Source organism: Streptomyces sp. NPDC044106, from assembly GCF_056433985.1.
The window spans coordinates 271,497-285,480 of record NZ_JBWKFZ010000009.1; the positions used below are offsets into that span (position 1 = coordinate 271,497).

General features: G+C 69.6%; 18 protein-coding genes. 2 read left to right on the forward strand and 16 right to left on the reverse strand.

Going from position 1 to position 13,984, the window contains the following annotated elements:
* Positions 1 to 100: 100 nt before the first annotated feature.
* Positions 101 to 451: a hypothetical protein gene (locus tag AC07DI_RS18545; protein ID WP_384250638.1), complete on the forward strand. Its 351-nt coding sequence runs from the start codon at positions 101 to 103 to the stop codon at positions 449 to 451.
* Positions 452 to 491: 40 nt separating this feature from the next.
* On the opposite strand, the gene AC07DI_RS18550 is transcribed toward AC07DI_RS18545, so the two are convergent.
* The 9 genes from AC07DI_RS18550 to AC07DI_RS18590 all read right to left on the reverse strand — a co-directional run bounded on the left by AC07DI_RS18550 (position 492) and on the right by AC07DI_RS18590 (position 7,320).
* Entirely contained in the window at positions 492 to 986 is a 495-nt protein-coding gene (locus AC07DI_RS18550; RefSeq protein WP_478905234.1) for a TadE/TadG family type IV pilus assembly protein, read from the reverse strand.
* A complete protein-coding gene (locus AC07DI_RS18555; RefSeq protein WP_384250777.1) occupies positions 983 to 1,429 on the reverse strand; it encodes a TadE/TadG family type IV pilus assembly protein in 447 nt (148 codons plus the stop codon). The genes AC07DI_RS18550 and AC07DI_RS18555 overlap by 4 nt, the downstream gene beginning before the upstream one ends.
* Positions 1,430 to 1,515: 86 nt before the next feature.
* Positions 1,516 to 1,893 carry a TadE family protein gene (locus tag AC07DI_RS18560; protein WP_384250780.1) on the reverse strand — a complete coding sequence of 126 codons (378 nt, stop codon included), beginning with the start codon at positions 1,891 to 1,893 and terminating at the stop codon, positions 1,516 to 1,518.
* A gap of 193 nt (positions 1,894 to 2,086) precedes the next feature.
* Positions 2,087 to 2,332, reverse strand: coding sequence for a hypothetical protein (locus AC07DI_RS18565; RefSeq protein WP_384250641.1), 246 nt, complete (start codon positions 2,330 to 2,332; stop codon positions 2,087 to 2,089).
* Positions 2,333 to 2,408: 76 nt separating this feature from the next.
* On the reverse strand, positions 2,409 to 3,338 hold the full coding sequence (locus AC07DI_RS18570; protein WP_478905235.1) for a type II secretion system F family protein: 930 nt from the start codon (positions 3,336 to 3,338) through the stop codon (positions 2,409 to 2,411).
* Complete coding sequence (locus AC07DI_RS18575) at positions 3,335 to 4,348, reverse strand: type II secretion system F family protein (RefSeq protein WP_478905310.1); 1,014 nt, start codon at positions 4,346 to 4,348, stop codon at positions 3,335 to 3,337. Before AC07DI_RS18575 ends, AC07DI_RS18570 begins: the two co-directional genes overlap by 4 nt.
* Before the next feature lie 88 nt (positions 4,349 to 4,436).
* Positions 4,437 to 5,747, reverse strand: coding sequence for a TadA family conjugal transfer-associated ATPase (locus AC07DI_RS18580; protein WP_384250646.1), 1,311 nt, complete (start codon positions 5,745 to 5,747; stop codon positions 4,437 to 4,439).
* Positions 5,744 to 6,580: a hypothetical protein gene (locus AC07DI_RS18585; protein ID WP_384250648.1), complete on the reverse strand. Its 837-nt coding sequence runs from the start codon at positions 6,578 to 6,580 to the stop codon at positions 5,744 to 5,746. The genes AC07DI_RS18580 and AC07DI_RS18585 overlap by 4 nt, the downstream gene beginning before the upstream one ends.
* A 17-nt stretch (positions 6,581 to 6,597) precedes the next feature.
* Positions 6,598 to 7,320, reverse strand: coding sequence for a hypothetical protein (locus AC07DI_RS18590; protein ID WP_478905236.1), 723 nt, complete (start codon positions 7,318 to 7,320; stop codon positions 6,598 to 6,600).
* 664 nt (positions 7,321 to 7,984) lie between these two features.
* Here AC07DI_RS18590 and AC07DI_RS18595 point away from each other — a divergent pair.
* Positions 7,985 to 8,866, forward strand: coding sequence for a S1 family peptidase (locus AC07DI_RS18595; RefSeq protein WP_478905237.1), 882 nt, complete (start codon positions 7,985 to 7,987; stop codon positions 8,864 to 8,866).
* Positions 8,867 to 8,939: 73 nt separating this feature from the next.
* On the opposite strand, the gene AC07DI_RS18600 is transcribed toward AC07DI_RS18595, so the two are convergent.
* The 7 genes from AC07DI_RS18600 to AC07DI_RS18630 form a co-directional block, all read right to left on the reverse strand.
* Positions 8,940 to 9,383: an SUKH-3 domain-containing protein gene (locus tag AC07DI_RS18600; RefSeq protein ID WP_478905238.1), complete on the reverse strand. Its 444-nt coding sequence runs from the start codon at positions 9,381 to 9,383 to the stop codon at positions 8,940 to 8,942.
* A gap of 200 nt (positions 9,384 to 9,583) precedes the next feature.
* The gene (locus AC07DI_RS18605; RefSeq protein WP_478905239.1) at positions 9,584 to 10,225 is read right to left on the reverse strand and encodes a hypothetical protein; all 642 of its coding nucleotides are present in this window, start codon (positions 10,223 to 10,225) and stop codon (positions 9,584 to 9,586) included.
* A gap of 83 nt (positions 10,226 to 10,308) precedes the next feature.
* On the reverse strand, positions 10,309 to 10,869 hold the full coding sequence (locus AC07DI_RS18610; RefSeq protein ID WP_478905240.1) for a DinB family protein: 561 nt from the start codon (positions 10,867 to 10,869) through the stop codon (positions 10,309 to 10,311).
* 152 nt (positions 10,870 to 11,021) lie between these two features.
* A complete protein-coding gene (locus AC07DI_RS18615; RefSeq protein WP_384250662.1) occupies positions 11,022 to 11,618 on the reverse strand; it encodes a hypothetical protein in 597 nt (198 codons plus the stop codon).
* 1 nt (position 11,619) lies between these two features.
* Positions 11,620 to 12,300, reverse strand: a complete 681-nt coding sequence (locus AC07DI_RS18620; protein ID WP_478905241.1) for a hypothetical protein — start codon at positions 12,298 to 12,300, stop codon at positions 11,620 to 11,622.
* Positions 12,300 to 13,652 carry a hypothetical protein gene (locus AC07DI_RS18625; protein ID WP_478905242.1) on the reverse strand — a complete coding sequence of 451 codons (1,353 nt, stop codon included), beginning with the start codon at positions 13,650 to 13,652 and terminating at the stop codon, positions 12,300 to 12,302. Before AC07DI_RS18625 ends, AC07DI_RS18620 begins: the two co-directional genes overlap by 1 nt.
* Entirely contained in the window at positions 13,652 to 13,966 is a 315-nt protein-coding gene (locus tag AC07DI_RS18630) for a hypothetical protein (RefSeq protein ID WP_478905243.1), read from the reverse strand. The genes AC07DI_RS18625 and AC07DI_RS18630 overlap by 1 nt, the downstream gene beginning before the upstream one ends.
* Positions 13,967 to 13,984 lie beyond the last annotated feature (18 nt).

Consider the following 13,984-nt stretch of genomic DNA (forward strand, 5'->3'; position numbering starts at 1 on the left):
ATTTCATGGCAGCCGAACTTGATCCCGGCGTGTGGCACTGAGAACGCTGGGCTGCGACCGCGTGGGCAGCAGGAGTTGCCGAGGGGGGCACGAAAACACCATGGGCGCCAAAGGCAAGAGCGACCTCTCCATCCCACTCACCGACCTGGAGGACTACGGCAGTCGACTGCGTTCCATCAAGGACCGCATGAACCGCACGAAGAAGACCTTCGAGTCCTACGAGGACGACCTGGGCGACAGCCGCGTCTACGACGCGCTGGACGACTTCGAGTCCAACTGGGAGGACGGCCGCGAGGACATCGGCCAGCAGCTTGACCAGCTCGCGGCCCTCTCGGACGCGGTCGTACGCGAGTTCAAGAAGCTGGAGGACGACCTCACCAAGAAGGTGAACGACGCGGTGAAGGTCAACGAGAAGGGCGGGGGCAAGGACGGCGGGAAGGGGGGCAAGTAGTCGGGGGCGCGGGCAGGGTGGCGGACGGGCACGGGCCCCCTCACCCCACCTCGTTCTCCGCCGTGGCCCTCCCCCTCACCGTCACGTCGCCGCCGTAGAACAGCCCCGTGAACACCGGGCTGTACGTCATCTGGACCTCGACCTCGACGCGCTGCGGGTTCGCGGTCACGCAGTGCGTGTTGGTGATGTCGGCGCCCTTGAGCCCGGCTTCCGCGACGAAGTCCTTGACCCGGGCGCCGCAGTTCTCGAAGTTGATGGGCGCGCCCTTCGCGCCGTCGTAGATGTCCTCGAGTTCCAGGTCCTGCGCGGCGTAGCGCGCGGCCTGCTCCGCGATGTCCGCGGCGCGCTCCCGCTTGGAGATGGAGAGCCCGCCGTCGATGACGAACGCCGAGAGCGCGAGGAAGACGAGGGCGAAGATGATGACCGCACCGGCGCCCGAGCCCCGGTCGTCGAGGCGCGCGCGGCGGGACGCGAGCCAATCACGTACGAGCCCGTCGCGTACGAGCCCGTCGCGCACGGAAGCGCGCCGCGTCACGCCGACCTCCGGTACGGGTCCAGGGGCGAGCTGAAGGACGCCTCGAGGGTCGTCTTGATGTCAAGGCCGAGCATGGCCAGGCCCCGCACCTCGCAGCTGACCTCGACCGTGAAGAACGGGTCGACCTTCTCGTCGAAGCCGTCGCTCTTCTGGACCACCGAGACCGGGCCCGAGCAGACGTCGGCCAGGTCCGCCCGCGCGGCCTTGCGCGCCTCGGACATCGCCGTGCCGTGCTCCTTCTGGATCGAACCCGCTCGCGCCGCGTCCCGCGCCGCCCCGTCGATGGCGCCGCGGCCGTCGACGAGCTGGCCGAAGGCCACGAGGACGAGGATGAAGAGGATCATCACCGGGGCGAGGATCACCACTTCGACGGTGGACAGTCCCCGGTCGTCGTGCCCGCGGAGACGAAGACGGAGACGGGAGAGGGACGCGCGGCGGGACATGGCCGCCGCACGGGGCGTTCGCGCCCGTCTGCCGGTGTCGGCCCCGGGCTCCCCGCCCCCGGCCCCGCCCCCTACGTACCGACGCATCAGCCGTTCTCCTCCACGAACCGTTCCACCGGCCCCGACGACCGTGCGTGCACGGTCAGGTCGAGGCCCGGGAACACCGCGGGGACCCGCGCCTCGATCTCCACGCCGACCGTGTTCTGCTCCGGCTGGATCGTCTTCACGTCCGGGCCGAGCACCAGCTTCGGGCCGAGCTGGCGGATGTACGCGTCGGCCACGTCACGCGCCTCGCCCCGCCAGCCGCCCGCGTTCTCGTCGGCGGTGGCCCGCGCCTTGCGGGCGCCCGCCTGGGCAGCGGCCTGGGCGACATGGTCCGCGAAGAAGTACAGCGCGAACTGCACCGTCGCGAAGATCATGAAGAAGAGCACCGGGGTGAGCAGCACGAACTCGATCGCGGTCATGCCGGACTCGCCGCGGGTGGAGGCGGCCTCCACCCTGCGGCGTACGAACCCACGCAGTCCGCGCAGTCCCCTCACCCCGTCACCTTTCACGATGTCGTCAAAAGCCAGTCGCCGACAGCCAGTCGCCAGCAGCCGGTCGCCAGTAGCCGGTCACCGACAGCCGGTCGTCCTCGTCAGCCGCACCCAAGCCGGCTCAGCAGGTGCCGCTCGCCTCCGCGCCCTCGATGCAGTCGCTGACCTTCTCCGCGCCGCCCTTCAGCGCGGCGTTGATCACCGCTGCCACGACCCCCACGATCGCCACGACGACCGCCGAGATGATGACCCACTCCACCGCGGACGCGCCACGGTCGAGCTCGCCGGAGCGGGCGCGCTCGACGCGGCCCTTCAGGAAGGTCACGAGGAAGTCGACAGCCGGGTGGCTGAAGTTCCGTCCGTTCATGATGAGTTGTCCTCTCGGTTTGGTGGGGGGATGGGTACCGGGCCCCGTTGTCGCCGGCACCGTCGTCGTGGGGTCGCTAGACCTGGAACACGCGCATCGCCGCCGGGAAGATGAGGAAGACCAGGAAGCCCGCGCACAGCAGCAACTGCGCGACCAGCATCGACTGGGACTTCTCGCCCGCACTGCCCTCGATCTCGGACAGTTCGCGGTGCCGCATCGTCTCCGCGCGGGAGGCCAGCGACTCGCGCACCTTCGCGCCGTCGTCCGCCACCAGCGCCAGGGACGCCGACAGGTCCTTCAGCTCTTCCACGCCCAGTTCCTCGCCGAGCGAGCCGAGTGCCTGCCACTGGCTGACGCCGGTGATGCGGGCGTCGGCCAGCGCGCTTCGGATGCGTTGCGTCGCCCATCCGTCGGAGACCTCCGCCGCCGCCATGAGCGCCTCGGGCAGGCCTCGGCCGCCCGCGAGGCTCATCGACACCAGGTCCAGATAGGCGCCGATGACACGGCGCAGGTCGCGCCGCTTCTCCGCCGCGTCCCTGCGTACTTCCAGGTCGGGCAGGAAGAAGAAGAGCGCGCCGAACATCAGCGCGAGCCAGACCGGGATGATCGGGCTCCTGCCGAAGCCGAGCTGGTAGATGATGACGAAGAGGAACGGGCCGAAGAACAGGCCGGCCGCGGCCAGCAGCACCTTCGTCGCGAGGAACTTCTCCCAGCTGCGGTCGAGCACCGCCAGGTCGGCCCTGAGCGAGCGCTGCTCCCACCCCTGCTGGAGGTAGAACTCGGAGACCCGCACGCCCACCCGGGACCGCAGCGACCCGATGCGCCCCGGCTTCTCCGTGTCCGACGTCGCCCGGTGCGACTCGTACGCCGCGCCGCGCGCCCGCATCGCGTCGATGCGCGCGACCGTCGCGACGGCGCTGCGCTTGGACGGCATCAGGGCGCGTACGAGGGCGAAGATGCCGAGGCCGAGGACCGCGCCGATCAGTACCGGCATGGTCAGGTTCATCGACGTACCCCCTCGGACGGGTTGGTGTAGCCGGGCAGGCCCTGCTGGGCCGAGCCCGGCCGCCCGAATTGCGGTGCCTGCGCCGGGTCCCCGGCCGCCGGCGCGCCGCCGGGACCACGGGGACGTACGAACTGCACGCCCGGCTCGTCCCTGACCAGGAAGCGGTCCGGCGTCTCCACCGTCGACAGTTTCCGCAGCCACCAGAAGCCGAGCGCGAACAGGGCGCAGACCATGGCGAGGACGAGCTGGCCGACGGGCGTGCCGTACGGCTCGACGAACTCACGGTTGAAGACGGACAGGCCGAGGACGAAGGCCACGGAGACCGCCACCACGATCTGCACCGAGCGGCGGGTGGATGCGCGCTGTGCCATGACGCGCTGGCGCATGTCGACCTCCTCGCGCGCGGACTTGGCGAGCGCGCCGAGGACCTGGCGCAGGCCGGGGCCGCGCAGCTTGGCGTTGAGGATGAGTGCCGCGACGATGATGTCCGCCGAGGCGTCGTCGATCTCGTCGGCGAGGATCTGCAGGGCCTCGGGGAGCGGGGTGCGGGCGCGCAGGCGGTCCACCAGGGCGTCGAGGTGGGGGCGGAGCACCGGGGCGGCCGCGCGGGCCGAGGCCGGGATCGCCTGTTCGAGGCCGACCGCGCCCGCGATGGTGTCGCGCAGCGATTCCGTCCAGGCGGCGAGGGCCTCGACGCGCTTCATCTGCGCCCGTTCCTCAGCGGCGCCGCCGAAGAGCTTGTCCCAGAAGAAGACGAGGATGCCGGAGGCGAGGCCCGCGACCGCCCAGCGGGTGAGGAGCAGGACGACGAGGCCGACGCCGATGGCCGCCGAGCCGCGCCGGCCGACGAAGCGGATCAGTTCGCTCGCGCGCTCGCTCGCCTTGTGCTTCTCGTGCGCGGGCTTGGCGGGCAGGCCGCGGATCGCCACCGCGAGCAGCGCGAGACCGCCGCCCGCGGCGACACCGCAGCCCAGTGCGTACAGAACGGGCAGCGAGAAGACGCCGCCCATGGAGTCGAGGCCGCCCGCGGCGAGCGCGCCGGCGTCCGGTGCGCCGACGCCCGTACCGGTACCGGTACCAAGTGTGTTCATGTCGTGCTCACCCCCATTGCCCGGCGGGGCGGTAGCCGAACGCGGCCAGGTCGTCCATGCAGGCGATCGGCGCGTGCGCGACGACACGGCCGTCCGGCGCCTCCGCGAAGACCTCGCTGGACAGGACGCGGCCGTCGACGCCGTTGACCTCGCGGACCGAGGTCACCATGCGCTGGAGCTTGCCGCCGGACTGGTAGTTGTTGCGCCGCTGGATGAAGACGACGAAGTTGACCGCGCCCGCCACCAGCATCTGGCTCGCCTCGATGGGCAGGCGTTCGCTGGCCTGGAGGGCGTAGGTGGAAATGCGGTTGAAGACCTCGCTGGAGCTGTTGGCGTGGATCGTGGAGAGCGAGCCGTCGTTGCCCTGCGACATCGCGTTCAGCATCGTCACGATCTCGTCGCCGAGCACCTCACCGACGATGACGCGCGAGGGGTTCATGCGCAGCGAGCGGCGCACCAGCTCCGCCATCGAGATCTCGCCCTGGCCCTCGGAGTTGGGCAGCCGCTCCTCGAACGCGACGACGTTCGGGTGCAGGTCGGCGAACTGGTCGAGGCCGAGCTCCAGGGCACGCTCGACGGTCACCAGACGCTCGTGCGGCGGAATCTCGTTGGCGAGGGCGCGAAGGAGCGTGGTCTTTCCCGCGTTGGTCGCGCCCGCGATCATGATGTTCTTGCGGGCGCGGACGGCGCAGGCGAGGAAGTGCCCGATCTCGGGGGTCAGGGTCCCGTTCCCCACCAGGTCCGACATGAAGACCTTGCCCATGCGGGCGCGGCGGATGGAGAGCGCGGGGCGGCGCGTGACGTCCATGACCGCCGACAGACGTGAACCGTCGGGCAGCCGCAGGTCGAGCTGCGGGTTGGCGGAGTCGAAGGGACGCGAGGACAGGCCCGAGTACGCGCCGAGCACCTGGATGAGCTCGACGAGTTCCTCGTCCGTCTCGGCGACCGGGTCGGCCTTGGCCTCGCGGCCGTCGGCGTATCCGACGAAGACCTGATCGCAGCCGTTGATGTCGATGTTCTCGACCTCGGGGTCGTCGAGCAGCGGCTGCAGCCGTCCGACGCCGAAGAGCGCGGCGTGCACGGCGGCCGCGTACTGCTCCTCGGTCTCCGCGTCGAGGGGGGTGCGCCCGGCGTTGATCTCCGCGCGCGCGTACTCCTCCAGGATCTGCGCGATGACGGCGCGGGCGTAGTGCCGCTCGTCCTCGCCCGACATCGGGGTGACGCCGGAGACCTGGTCGAGGCGGCGCTGCTCGGCGATGCGGTCACCGGCGTCCTGCCGGAACCGCTTCACCAGCTGGTGATCGACGGGCGTGCTCATCGGCCCGCCCCGGGATGCTGCGCGACGGGGTTGGTCCAGGCGGCGCCGTACTGCTGGTACAGGTCGACGGTGACCTTGCGCGCGGAGCGGATGAGCAGCGACTTGTCGAGCCGTCCGCGCTTGCGCCCGGCCAGCTGGTCGGCGCCGGCCGGGTCGTCGGCGAGGGTGCCGACGACGCGGGCACCGGTCTGCGCGGCCATCAGCATGTCGTTGACCTGGTGGACGAGTTTCGCGGACGTCGCCGGGTCCGCGATCAGGAGTACGCCGATGAGGGGCTGGGCCAGCGAGGCGGCGCCGCGCGCACCGCCGTGCAGTTTGGCCGCGAGGGCCGCGGCGCGGTCCCGGACGCGGGCGATGGCCTCGGGCTCGGTGCGCGAGACGAGCAGCACGAGCGCCGCGTGCCCGAACAGCTCGACGGCCGGGGTGTCGCCGCTGATCCGGCCGCAGTCCGCTATGACGTCGGCGGGCGCGTTGGGTGAGTCGGCGAGCTGGGCGAAGGCGCGGCCGAGCGTCGGCCAGATCCCGGCGAGCCCGGCGGCCTGCTCGGCGATGCCGAGCCCGACGAGGACTTCGAGCCCGCCGCTCAACGGCTGGGTGTGGTCCCAGAGTTGGTCGGGCACGAGCCCGCGGCGCGCGGTGGCCGCGATGGAGAGCATGCCGGTGTTGGGGTTGAGCGGGCCGCCGTGCGCGGCGGCGCTGCGGTAGACCAGGTCGCCGCCCGCGGGGTCGGTCTCCGCGACCAGCACGCGGCGCGGCCAGACGGCGGCGAGCGCGACGGCGGCGGTGGTGACGCCGGGGGAGCCCTTGTCGGCGGCGAGAGCGATGAGCGCCATGTCTCTTGTACTCGCCTCTAGTTGTTGTTGTCGGAGACGCGGGCGACAACGACCTTGCCCTCGGAAGCGGCGCTGGCCAGGGCGGCGACCTCCTCCTGCGGGACGAGGAGCGTGATGCTCTGGTTGCCGGTGCTGATGGTCGAGTCGCTCTTGTCCGCGATGGTGTTCACCTTGGCGGCGGCGACCAGCGGGTCGCCGGAGGCGGAGCCGCTGCTGCCGCCCGACCCCCTGCGGGTGGAGGTGCCGGAGACGACGGGGTAGGCGGCGACGGTGTCGCCGACCTTCAGGTCGGAGGGGTACTGGCCCTCCTTGAGGGAGAGTCCGACGGAGGCCTTGCCCGCGGGCAGGCCGGTCTTCTTGGCGAACATCTCTCCGACGGCGACGGCGCCCGCGGGGATGGCGCTCTTGGCCTTCAGCTTCTCGAGGGCGCCGCGCTGCTCCCACTTCACGTAGTTGATCCCACTGCCCTCGGCGACCATCACGTGGTCGATGTTCTTCCCCTCGGCGGGCGACTCGCCCGCCGCGATGGGCGCGGTCACCCGCACGACCTCGATGCGGTCACCGGCGCGCAGCACGAGCACGGTGGCGCCGAGCGCGCCGACGAGGATGAGGAGCACGGCAAGTGCGGCAAGTGCCGGTTTGCGCTCGCGAGGCGGCGCGGGAAGGCGCTCACCGACCGTCGGCTGAACCGGCGCGGCGGAGCGGTTGCTGCCCGCCCCCGTACGCTCCTGGATCTTCACGCAACTGCTCCCCGCACACCCAAGAAGATTCGGTCAATTTTGTTCATTCGTGACACTCGCGACTCTCTTGCCCGTCCCGGGCGAGGTATTGAGCCCCCGCCCCATTCAGTCCCGGACCCAGTGTCAAGTCATCGCACCGTATCAGCAGCACATAAGCCCCTCAAGGCGCGTTAAAGATCGCGAAGCTCACACGCCCCATCGTTATCCACGCGCAATCCACGCCCCCCGGTTCCGATGCCGTTCCTGGCCCTCGGGGGATGAGGATCGTGTGCGTACGCGAACGGAGCGCCGGGTGCCCTGCACCATGATCCGTCAGCCTCCAGAAGGACGCGGCGGGGGGACTGACCGGTTCCCGTCCGCCGAGCCTCACGCCCCCACCGAACACGCCCCACCCCTCCCCACAACCCACGCAACTCGGGCCGCATGGCTGGCGGAATGAACCTCCCCCGCCCCATCCCCCTCTCCCTTTTCAGCGCGAGGGGAACCGTGCGAGTTTGTTGAACGGCTGACCAAGTGTCGTACCGGTCGGCCCTGTTGACGCATTCTGGTCCGGACCTTTCGCGCGTACAGAGCAGTAATGCAGAGCAAGCACTGCGGAACGGCGCAGTGCGAATCCACTGCGCCGTTCAGCAATTCCTGTCGTACGAAAGAGAAGCAACCCCCCATGAGTGTCAAGAGAACCCCCACACGCACGCGCAAGGCTTCCGCGGCCGCGGGCCTCGCCGCGACGACCGCCGCCCTCGCCATGATCGCCACCTCCGCCCCCGCCGCGCACGCGATCATCGGCGGCACCGAGGTCCCGAACGACGCGTACCCCTTCATGACGGCGGTCCTGTCGAAGGGCCCGGGCAGCGTGCGGGACCGTCAGTTCTGCGGCGCGAGCCTGGTCACGCCGGACACGGTCGTGACGGCGGCGCACTGCCTGGTCGACGACGCGGGCAAGCCGGTCAGGCCGAAGAGCCTCCAAGTAGCGGTGGGCCGTACCGTCCTCTCCGCCAAGCAGGGCCAGATACGCGACATCGCCAAGGGCGGCGTGGTCGTGCACCCGCGCTACCTCAAGGGCCAGGAGGCGTACGACGTGGCCTTCCTCCAGCTGGCGAAGCCGGTCCGCGGCATCTCCGCGGTGCAGCTGCCCACCCAGGGCACCGACGCGCTGATCCGCCCGGGCCAGAAGGCGACGGTCGCGGGCTGGGGCAACACGGACACAGACCTGACCCACAGCCCCGACCGGCTCCGCCAGGTGAAGGTCCCGATCCTCTCCCACGCGGAATGCCGCACGAGCTACAAGGAGTACGACGCGAAGGTCAACTTCTGCGCCGGCGTGGAGAACAAGGACTCCTGCCAGGGCGACAGCGGCGGCCCCATCTTCCGCAAGGTCCCCGGCCGCGAGGCCCCGATCCTGATCGGCGTCGTCTCCTACGGCGACGGCTGCGGGGCGCAGGGCGCACCCGGCGTCTACACGTCCCTGAGCTCGTCGAAGCTGTGGAAGACGCTGGACGAGTCGCCGTCGGGCAAGAAGGTCGGACGGGCGTTGAACCGCCGCTGACAGCAGGGTGATTCGGGCGGGCGGCCCGGGACGGACAACCGGGTCCCGGGCCGCCCTTCCCGAATGACCCGGTTCAGCGGATACCCTCGATGAGTTTCTCCAGTGCCTCGTCGCCGGTATCGGCGAGCAGCGTGACACTGTCCATGCCGATAAAGACCTTGCCGTCCGGCGCGATGCCCAGATAGCTGTTGCGGCGGTCGGCCTCGCCGACGGGATACAGATACGCGCCCGCTTCCTCGCTGAGCACGTCGAAGATCTCGTCGTCCCATTCGGCCGCGAGAGGGTCGAGCCGGAAGCCCATGCGGGCCATCGTCCTGCCCGGGCCCCGCTCTTCGCACGCCAGGCCTCCGAATTCGGCGAGGAAGAGCCGCGCCGCCTCGTGAATCTCGAAGCCGCCGTGTTCGTGCAGGACTCTCTCCCACTCGGCCGTGGGCACGGTACGCCCGGGGTGCCAGCCAGCCGGCCGCAGTACGCGGTCGGACTCCACGGACCAACGCCCGGGGGATTCTTCAGTCATCTCCAGGTCACCGCCGTGATTCCGAATCGGTCGAGCACATGCTGACCTGACGAACATGGGGCTTTCGGCACACCGTGTTTCGGATTGCCCACCGCCCGCACATCGGCGTCGGATCCTTCTCCAGATCCAGGACTCACTTCAGTGACCGTATGCGGAAGCGAAGTCACTTGCAGCCCTCTGATCAGGGAAAGCTGTCCCCGCTACGCCGCAAAGCGGAACGTAGAAGTCACCGCGTCGAAAATGTCGAAGAAGGAGTCCGCCAGGTCCAGGATCTGGCTGCTGCCCGAGACGAGCGCGACCTTTCCCTTCTCGCCCGGGACCGGGATGAACGTCTGCATCAGGACGACGCGGATCGTGCGCTCGTCGCCGTCCACGGAGATGTCCTCGATGCCGTACGTGCGGGCCGCGAGGCCGACGCCCGGGATGTCGACCGTCGTCACCTTCCGCCACGCGTCACCCTCCCGCCTGGCCTCGCGCACGCCGAGCTGGGCGACGATGCGCTCGGGGTCGGTGGGCAGCAGGTCGCCGTCCGGGGTGCGGGCGCCGACCAGGGAGACGGTGACCGAGCCCGTGACCGGCGTATCGCCGCCGAAGCTCTCCGCCATGCAGCCGCAGTACAGCGCGCCGGACTGCCAGGCGTCCTTCGCCGCCTTGCGCAGGAACGCCTCGAAGGTGTCCCGGTGCGGGGCCAGCTCAGGACGCGCGCGGACGCGGTCGTTGATCATCTGCCGGATGGCGGCGTCGCGCGACTCGGGGCGCACGTCGAACTCCCACCACGTCTCCGGCACCTTGATGCTGAATCCGCCGCGCGCGATGGTCTGCGGTGGTGTGTAGCGGGCCATGGCTGGCACTCTCCCCGTCCCCGGTCCGACTGGTATGCGAGCGCCAGCCTACGGGGGCCGCCCTGCGGGGCTGCCCACGCGGGCTACTCCCCGGTGGCTCCGTCGATCCGCTCCCTGAGCAGGTCGGCGTGGCCGTTGTGGCGGGCGTACTCCTCGATCATGTGCGTGAGGATGTAGCGGAGCGAGTACGTGTCGCCGCGGAAGTCGACGGTGGCGTCGAGGGAGTCCAGGGCGCCCACGATGGCGCGGGAGCGTTCGCACTCCGTGTGCCATATCTCGAACGCCTCGTCGGGGTCGGCGTCCGCCACGTCGAAGTCGGCGTGCTCGCCGGGGACCCGGCCCTGCCAGTTGGCCCTGGCCGCCTCGCGGTTCAGGACGTTGCGGAACCAGCTCCGCTCGACCTCGGCGAGGTGCCGGACCAGCCCCAGCAGCGACATGTCGGAGGGCGGCACGGCCCGTTCCTTGAGCTGCTCGGCGGTCAGCCCGGCGCACTTCATGGCGAGGGTCTCGCGCTGGTACTGGAGGAACGCGGTGAGGGAGGCGCGTTCGTCGGCGGCGGAGTGTGGGGGTTGGGTTCTGTGGGGGGTGGGGGTCGGTGCGGGGGCGGGGGCTTGGGTTCGGTTCTGGGGAATGTCGTCGGGCATCGGGCCATCATGGTCACTTGGGGGCAGGGGCGCTCGCATTTTGGTGAGGGGGGCCGGTGGTGGGGTTGTGATGATCGGCGCTCCTCCCGGGGTGTGGCCGGGCAGCAAGGAGCTGCGGAGGAACGGAGCAGCGCACGTGCTGCAGGCGTTTCCTACTCCCAGTGCAGTGTTCCTGCCACGGTGTCGAAGAGCCCCACCATGTGCTGGGCAAGGCCTTCCATAGGAGTGGAGAAGGTCAGGGTCAACCATTTCCTACTCGCCGGGACGGGCACGTGGTACGCCACGGTCGTCGTCGCGAGGGTGTTGCCCATCTGACGCGCGGGGTCGGCTGCCTCGGTCTTCTCGGTCCGCACCGCGTCGCCCGCCGCGTCCAGTCGCCGGACCTCCGCGAGGCGTCCGGTCTCGCCCAGTCGGCGGGCCAGGTCGTGTGCCGTACGGCAGCCCGGCCAGCCGTCCGGGAGCACGCTCACGAGCAGCGATGAGGCCAGAGGCAGGCCCTCGACCGTCAACAGCGAGATGTACAGCTCGACGCCTCCCTCACGGTGCGCCTTCTTCGCCTGCTTCTGCAGGTCCCGCATCAGGCGTTCCTTGAGCACGGGTGCGTTGTCGACACCCGCGAACTGGCGGTCGGCCAGCGCGATGATGCCGCGGTCGCGTTCGCCGGGGTCGAGGTGCAGTTGGAACCAGCCGGCGGGAACGAAGATCGTGTAGTTGCCGGGAGGAGAGTCCCACTCGGTGCGGAGGGGCATGTCAGCTTTCGGTGGGGGCGGGGGCGTTGTCCGTGGTGGGCTCCGGGGGGACGGGGAGGAGGCGCATGGTGGGCATGAGGCTGTCGACGAGGCTTGTCAACTCGTCCGTACGCTCGAAGTTCAGCCACCGGGCCTCGACCACCAGGATCTCTTCCTGGCCGTCGGGCCAGACTCCGTACCGGAGCGCTTCGCTCAGCTTCTTACCCCAGCCAAAGCGCCGTTTCTCGGCCAGTACCGCCTGCACCCGGACGGCAGGGCCGATAGGCAGGTGGACGTCGGAGACCTGTGCATCACCTTTCACTTCGGCGTAAGACCACTTCACCAACCGAGGCAGGTACTCCTCTGGGGCGGGCCGCCGGACATCGTCCTCTCCGTATACGAAGACCGACAGATCCGCGAGCAGGATGCCGCCCTCCGTGTAGGCGACTGTTGTCAGGACCGGGCCGGACTCGAACGCCCCCAGCGCCAGCTGCTCCAGCTCATCCTGCAGCGAGGCCTTACTAACGCCGAGCTGCAGGGGATTGAACTGCTCCACAAGGCCTGACGCCATCCGTCGGGCCTCTGCACGAGTGCCTTCGTGGAGTGTCAGGGGGAGCCAGCCGTCATCGAAGTCAAAGTCGACGATGTAGTCCTCCTCAGGGGCGGGACCACTCCCCGTCGCCTCGTTCTGCGCTCGTTCCATCAGCTCACCTCGTCCAGGAGAAGACCACCAGCGGTGATCCCGCTACCGGCTACGTTCAGCGCTGTCACACGACTCGACATTTTGTTGACCGCGAAACCGTCACTCATACCCTTTCCCAGGTGTTTCATTTCCTTGAGGTCTGACGCCACAGAAGCATCCGAGAGGGACAACGACTTGAACCCTCCCTTGATGACGCTCCCATTTCCGCGGTCCCGAAGCACTTGTGCCGATTCGCGGTAGCCACCCTTGAAAGCGTCCGACCAAGTGGACCCCTTGAAGACCTCGGTGACCGGCTCCCGGATGGAATTCGAGATGTCACCCTTCTGAAGACCTGCGACGTGGGCGACATCTCGGTTGAACTTCTGGCGGTTTCGCTTGCCCTGCCGCGGGGTCTGCCTGCCGCCCTTGGCAGCCCTCATACGCTTCAACACCCCCTCCGCATACCGACCACTGACCTTGGACATCGCCTTGCCCGCCCCCATCATCAGCAGACCCACCGCCGCCGTGGCGAGCTTGGTCCAGGACGCGTCGCCCATGGCCACCTGAATCGCCGTGCAGGCGATATTGACCAGCGTGGCCACCATGGAAATGCCGCCCAGTAGCCCTGCGAGGCCTTGGCCGACGACGGGGATCCAGCCGACGGCCAGAGCGGCGAGGCCCGCGTACTTGGAGATGTCTTCGCTCCAGCTCGAAGCCCCCTCCACGAAGTCCGCGAAGTCGTCCCAGAAGCCGTCCTTGAGAGCGTCACCCGAAATGACTTCGTCGATCGCCTCACGGGCCCGGCGGGCGGCCGCGTCGCGGATTTCCTGAGCCTTCCGCAATTTCCCCCGGGCCGCCTCCAAGGACTTTCCGGCGGCCTGTGCCTTGTCCTCCAGGTCCTCTCTGCCCCCTTTCCCGGCCCCCTTCTCCTTCCCGGACAGGACATCCAGCCCTTTCCGAGCAGCACTCTTCTCGGCCTCGGCGTCCCGCGCCTCCTGTCGGGCGATCTCCGCCATCCGCTGCGCCCGGTGGAGTTCGGTGGCGTAGTTCCCGGGCGGGGCCGTCGCGTTGGATTCGTAGTCCGAGCCGTGGTCCACGAGGCGGTCGCCGACCGCGTCGGCCACCGTCTCGTACCGCTTGTGCGCGGCCTCCAGGCGGCCCCGGCACTTCTTCGCCTTCTCGCGGAACTCTTTGCCGGCGTCACTGTCCCAGGAGTCGGCCTCGGACGCCGCTTTCAGGTGACGGACCTGGCGTTTCAACTCGTCGGCGGTCCTGCGTAGTTTGCGGCCGAGCTGCTCCAGGCGGTCGGGATCGCCGGGGACCGGGTCCTGGTCCGCCAGCGGCTGCCAGCCTTTGGGGCGCGCGCCGGCCATCAGGACTTCTTCTTGACGGTCTTGTCGGCCTCGCGGAGTGCTCCGGCCAGTTCGCCGTCGACGCTCTCGTACGTCTTCGCCGCCGCCTTCGCGATCTCGCCCAGCCGCTTGATCTCGTCCCCGAGTTCCTCTCGGTGGCTCTCCCAGTTTTCGACGAAGTCCCCGAACTGCCAGGACAGGTCGTGCTCACCGAAGTCGTCCTCGTACTGCCCCTTCAGTTTCCCGAGGCCGTCGAACGCGTCCTTGATCCGGCCGAGGCCGACGCCCATCTCCCGGATGACGCCCAGGTCGTCGATCCTCGCGTACTCGCCCATCGGGCCCGCCCTCCCCCA

Excerpts from the sequence above, each read along its gene's own strand:
- AC07DI_RS18555 (WP_384250777.1), bottom strand. The coding sequence starts at position 1,429 with ATGTCCCGCCGCGCGTCCCTCTCCCGTCTCCGTCTTCGTCTCCGCGGG.
- AC07DI_RS18545 (WP_384250638.1), top strand. The coding sequence starts at position 101 with ATGGGCGCCAAAGGCAAGAGCGACCTCTCCATCCCACTCACCGACCTG.
- AC07DI_RS18580 (WP_384250646.1), bottom strand. The coding sequence starts at position 5,747 with ATGAGCACGCCCGTCGATCACCAGCTGGTGAAGCGGTTCCGGCAGGAC.
- AC07DI_RS18620 (WP_478905241.1), bottom strand. The coding sequence starts at position 12,300 with ATGGAACGAGCGCAGAACGAGGCGACGGGGAGTGGTCCCGCCCCTGAG.
- AC07DI_RS18605 (WP_478905239.1), bottom strand. The coding sequence starts at position 10,225 with ATGGCCCGCTACACACCACCGCAGACCATCGCGCGCGGCGGATTCAGC.
- AC07DI_RS18570 (WP_478905235.1), bottom strand. The coding sequence starts at position 3,338 with ATGAACCTGACCATGCCGGTACTGATCGGCGCGGTCCTCGGCCTCGGC.
- AC07DI_RS18615 (WP_384250662.1), bottom strand. The coding sequence starts at position 11,618 with ATGCCCCTCCGCACCGAGTGGGACTCTCCTCCCGGCAACTACACGATC.
- AC07DI_RS18585 (WP_384250648.1), bottom strand. The coding sequence starts at position 6,580 with ATGGCGCTCATCGCTCTCGCCGCCGACAAGGGCTCCCCCGGCGTCACC.
- AC07DI_RS18610 (WP_478905240.1), bottom strand. The coding sequence starts at position 10,869 with ATGCCCGACGACATTCCCCAGAACCGAACCCAAGCCCCCGCCCCCGCA.
- AC07DI_RS18565 (WP_384250641.1), bottom strand. The coding sequence starts at position 2,332 with ATGAACGGACGGAACTTCAGCCACCCGGCTGTCGACTTCCTCGTGACC.
- AC07DI_RS18625 (WP_478905242.1), bottom strand. The coding sequence starts at position 13,652 with ATGGCCGGCGCGCGCCCCAAAGGCTGGCAGCCGCTGGCGGACCAGGAC.
- AC07DI_RS18630 (WP_478905243.1), bottom strand. The coding sequence starts at position 13,966 with ATGGGCGAGTACGCGAGGATCGACGACCTGGGCGTCATCCGGGAGATG.
- AC07DI_RS18560 (WP_384250780.1), bottom strand. The coding sequence starts at position 1,893 with ATGACCGCGATCGAGTTCGTGCTGCTCACCCCGGTGCTCTTCTTCATG.
- AC07DI_RS18575 (WP_478905310.1), bottom strand. The coding sequence starts at position 4,348 with ATGGGCGGCGTCTTCTCGCTGCCCGTTCTGTACGCACTGGGCTGCGGT.
- AC07DI_RS18600 (WP_478905238.1), bottom strand. The coding sequence starts at position 9,383 with ATGACTGAAGAATCCCCCGGGCGTTGGTCCGTGGAGTCCGACCGCGTA.
- AC07DI_RS18595 (WP_478905237.1), top strand. The coding sequence starts at position 7,985 with ATGAGTGTCAAGAGAACCCCCACACGCACGCGCAAGGCTTCCGCGGCC.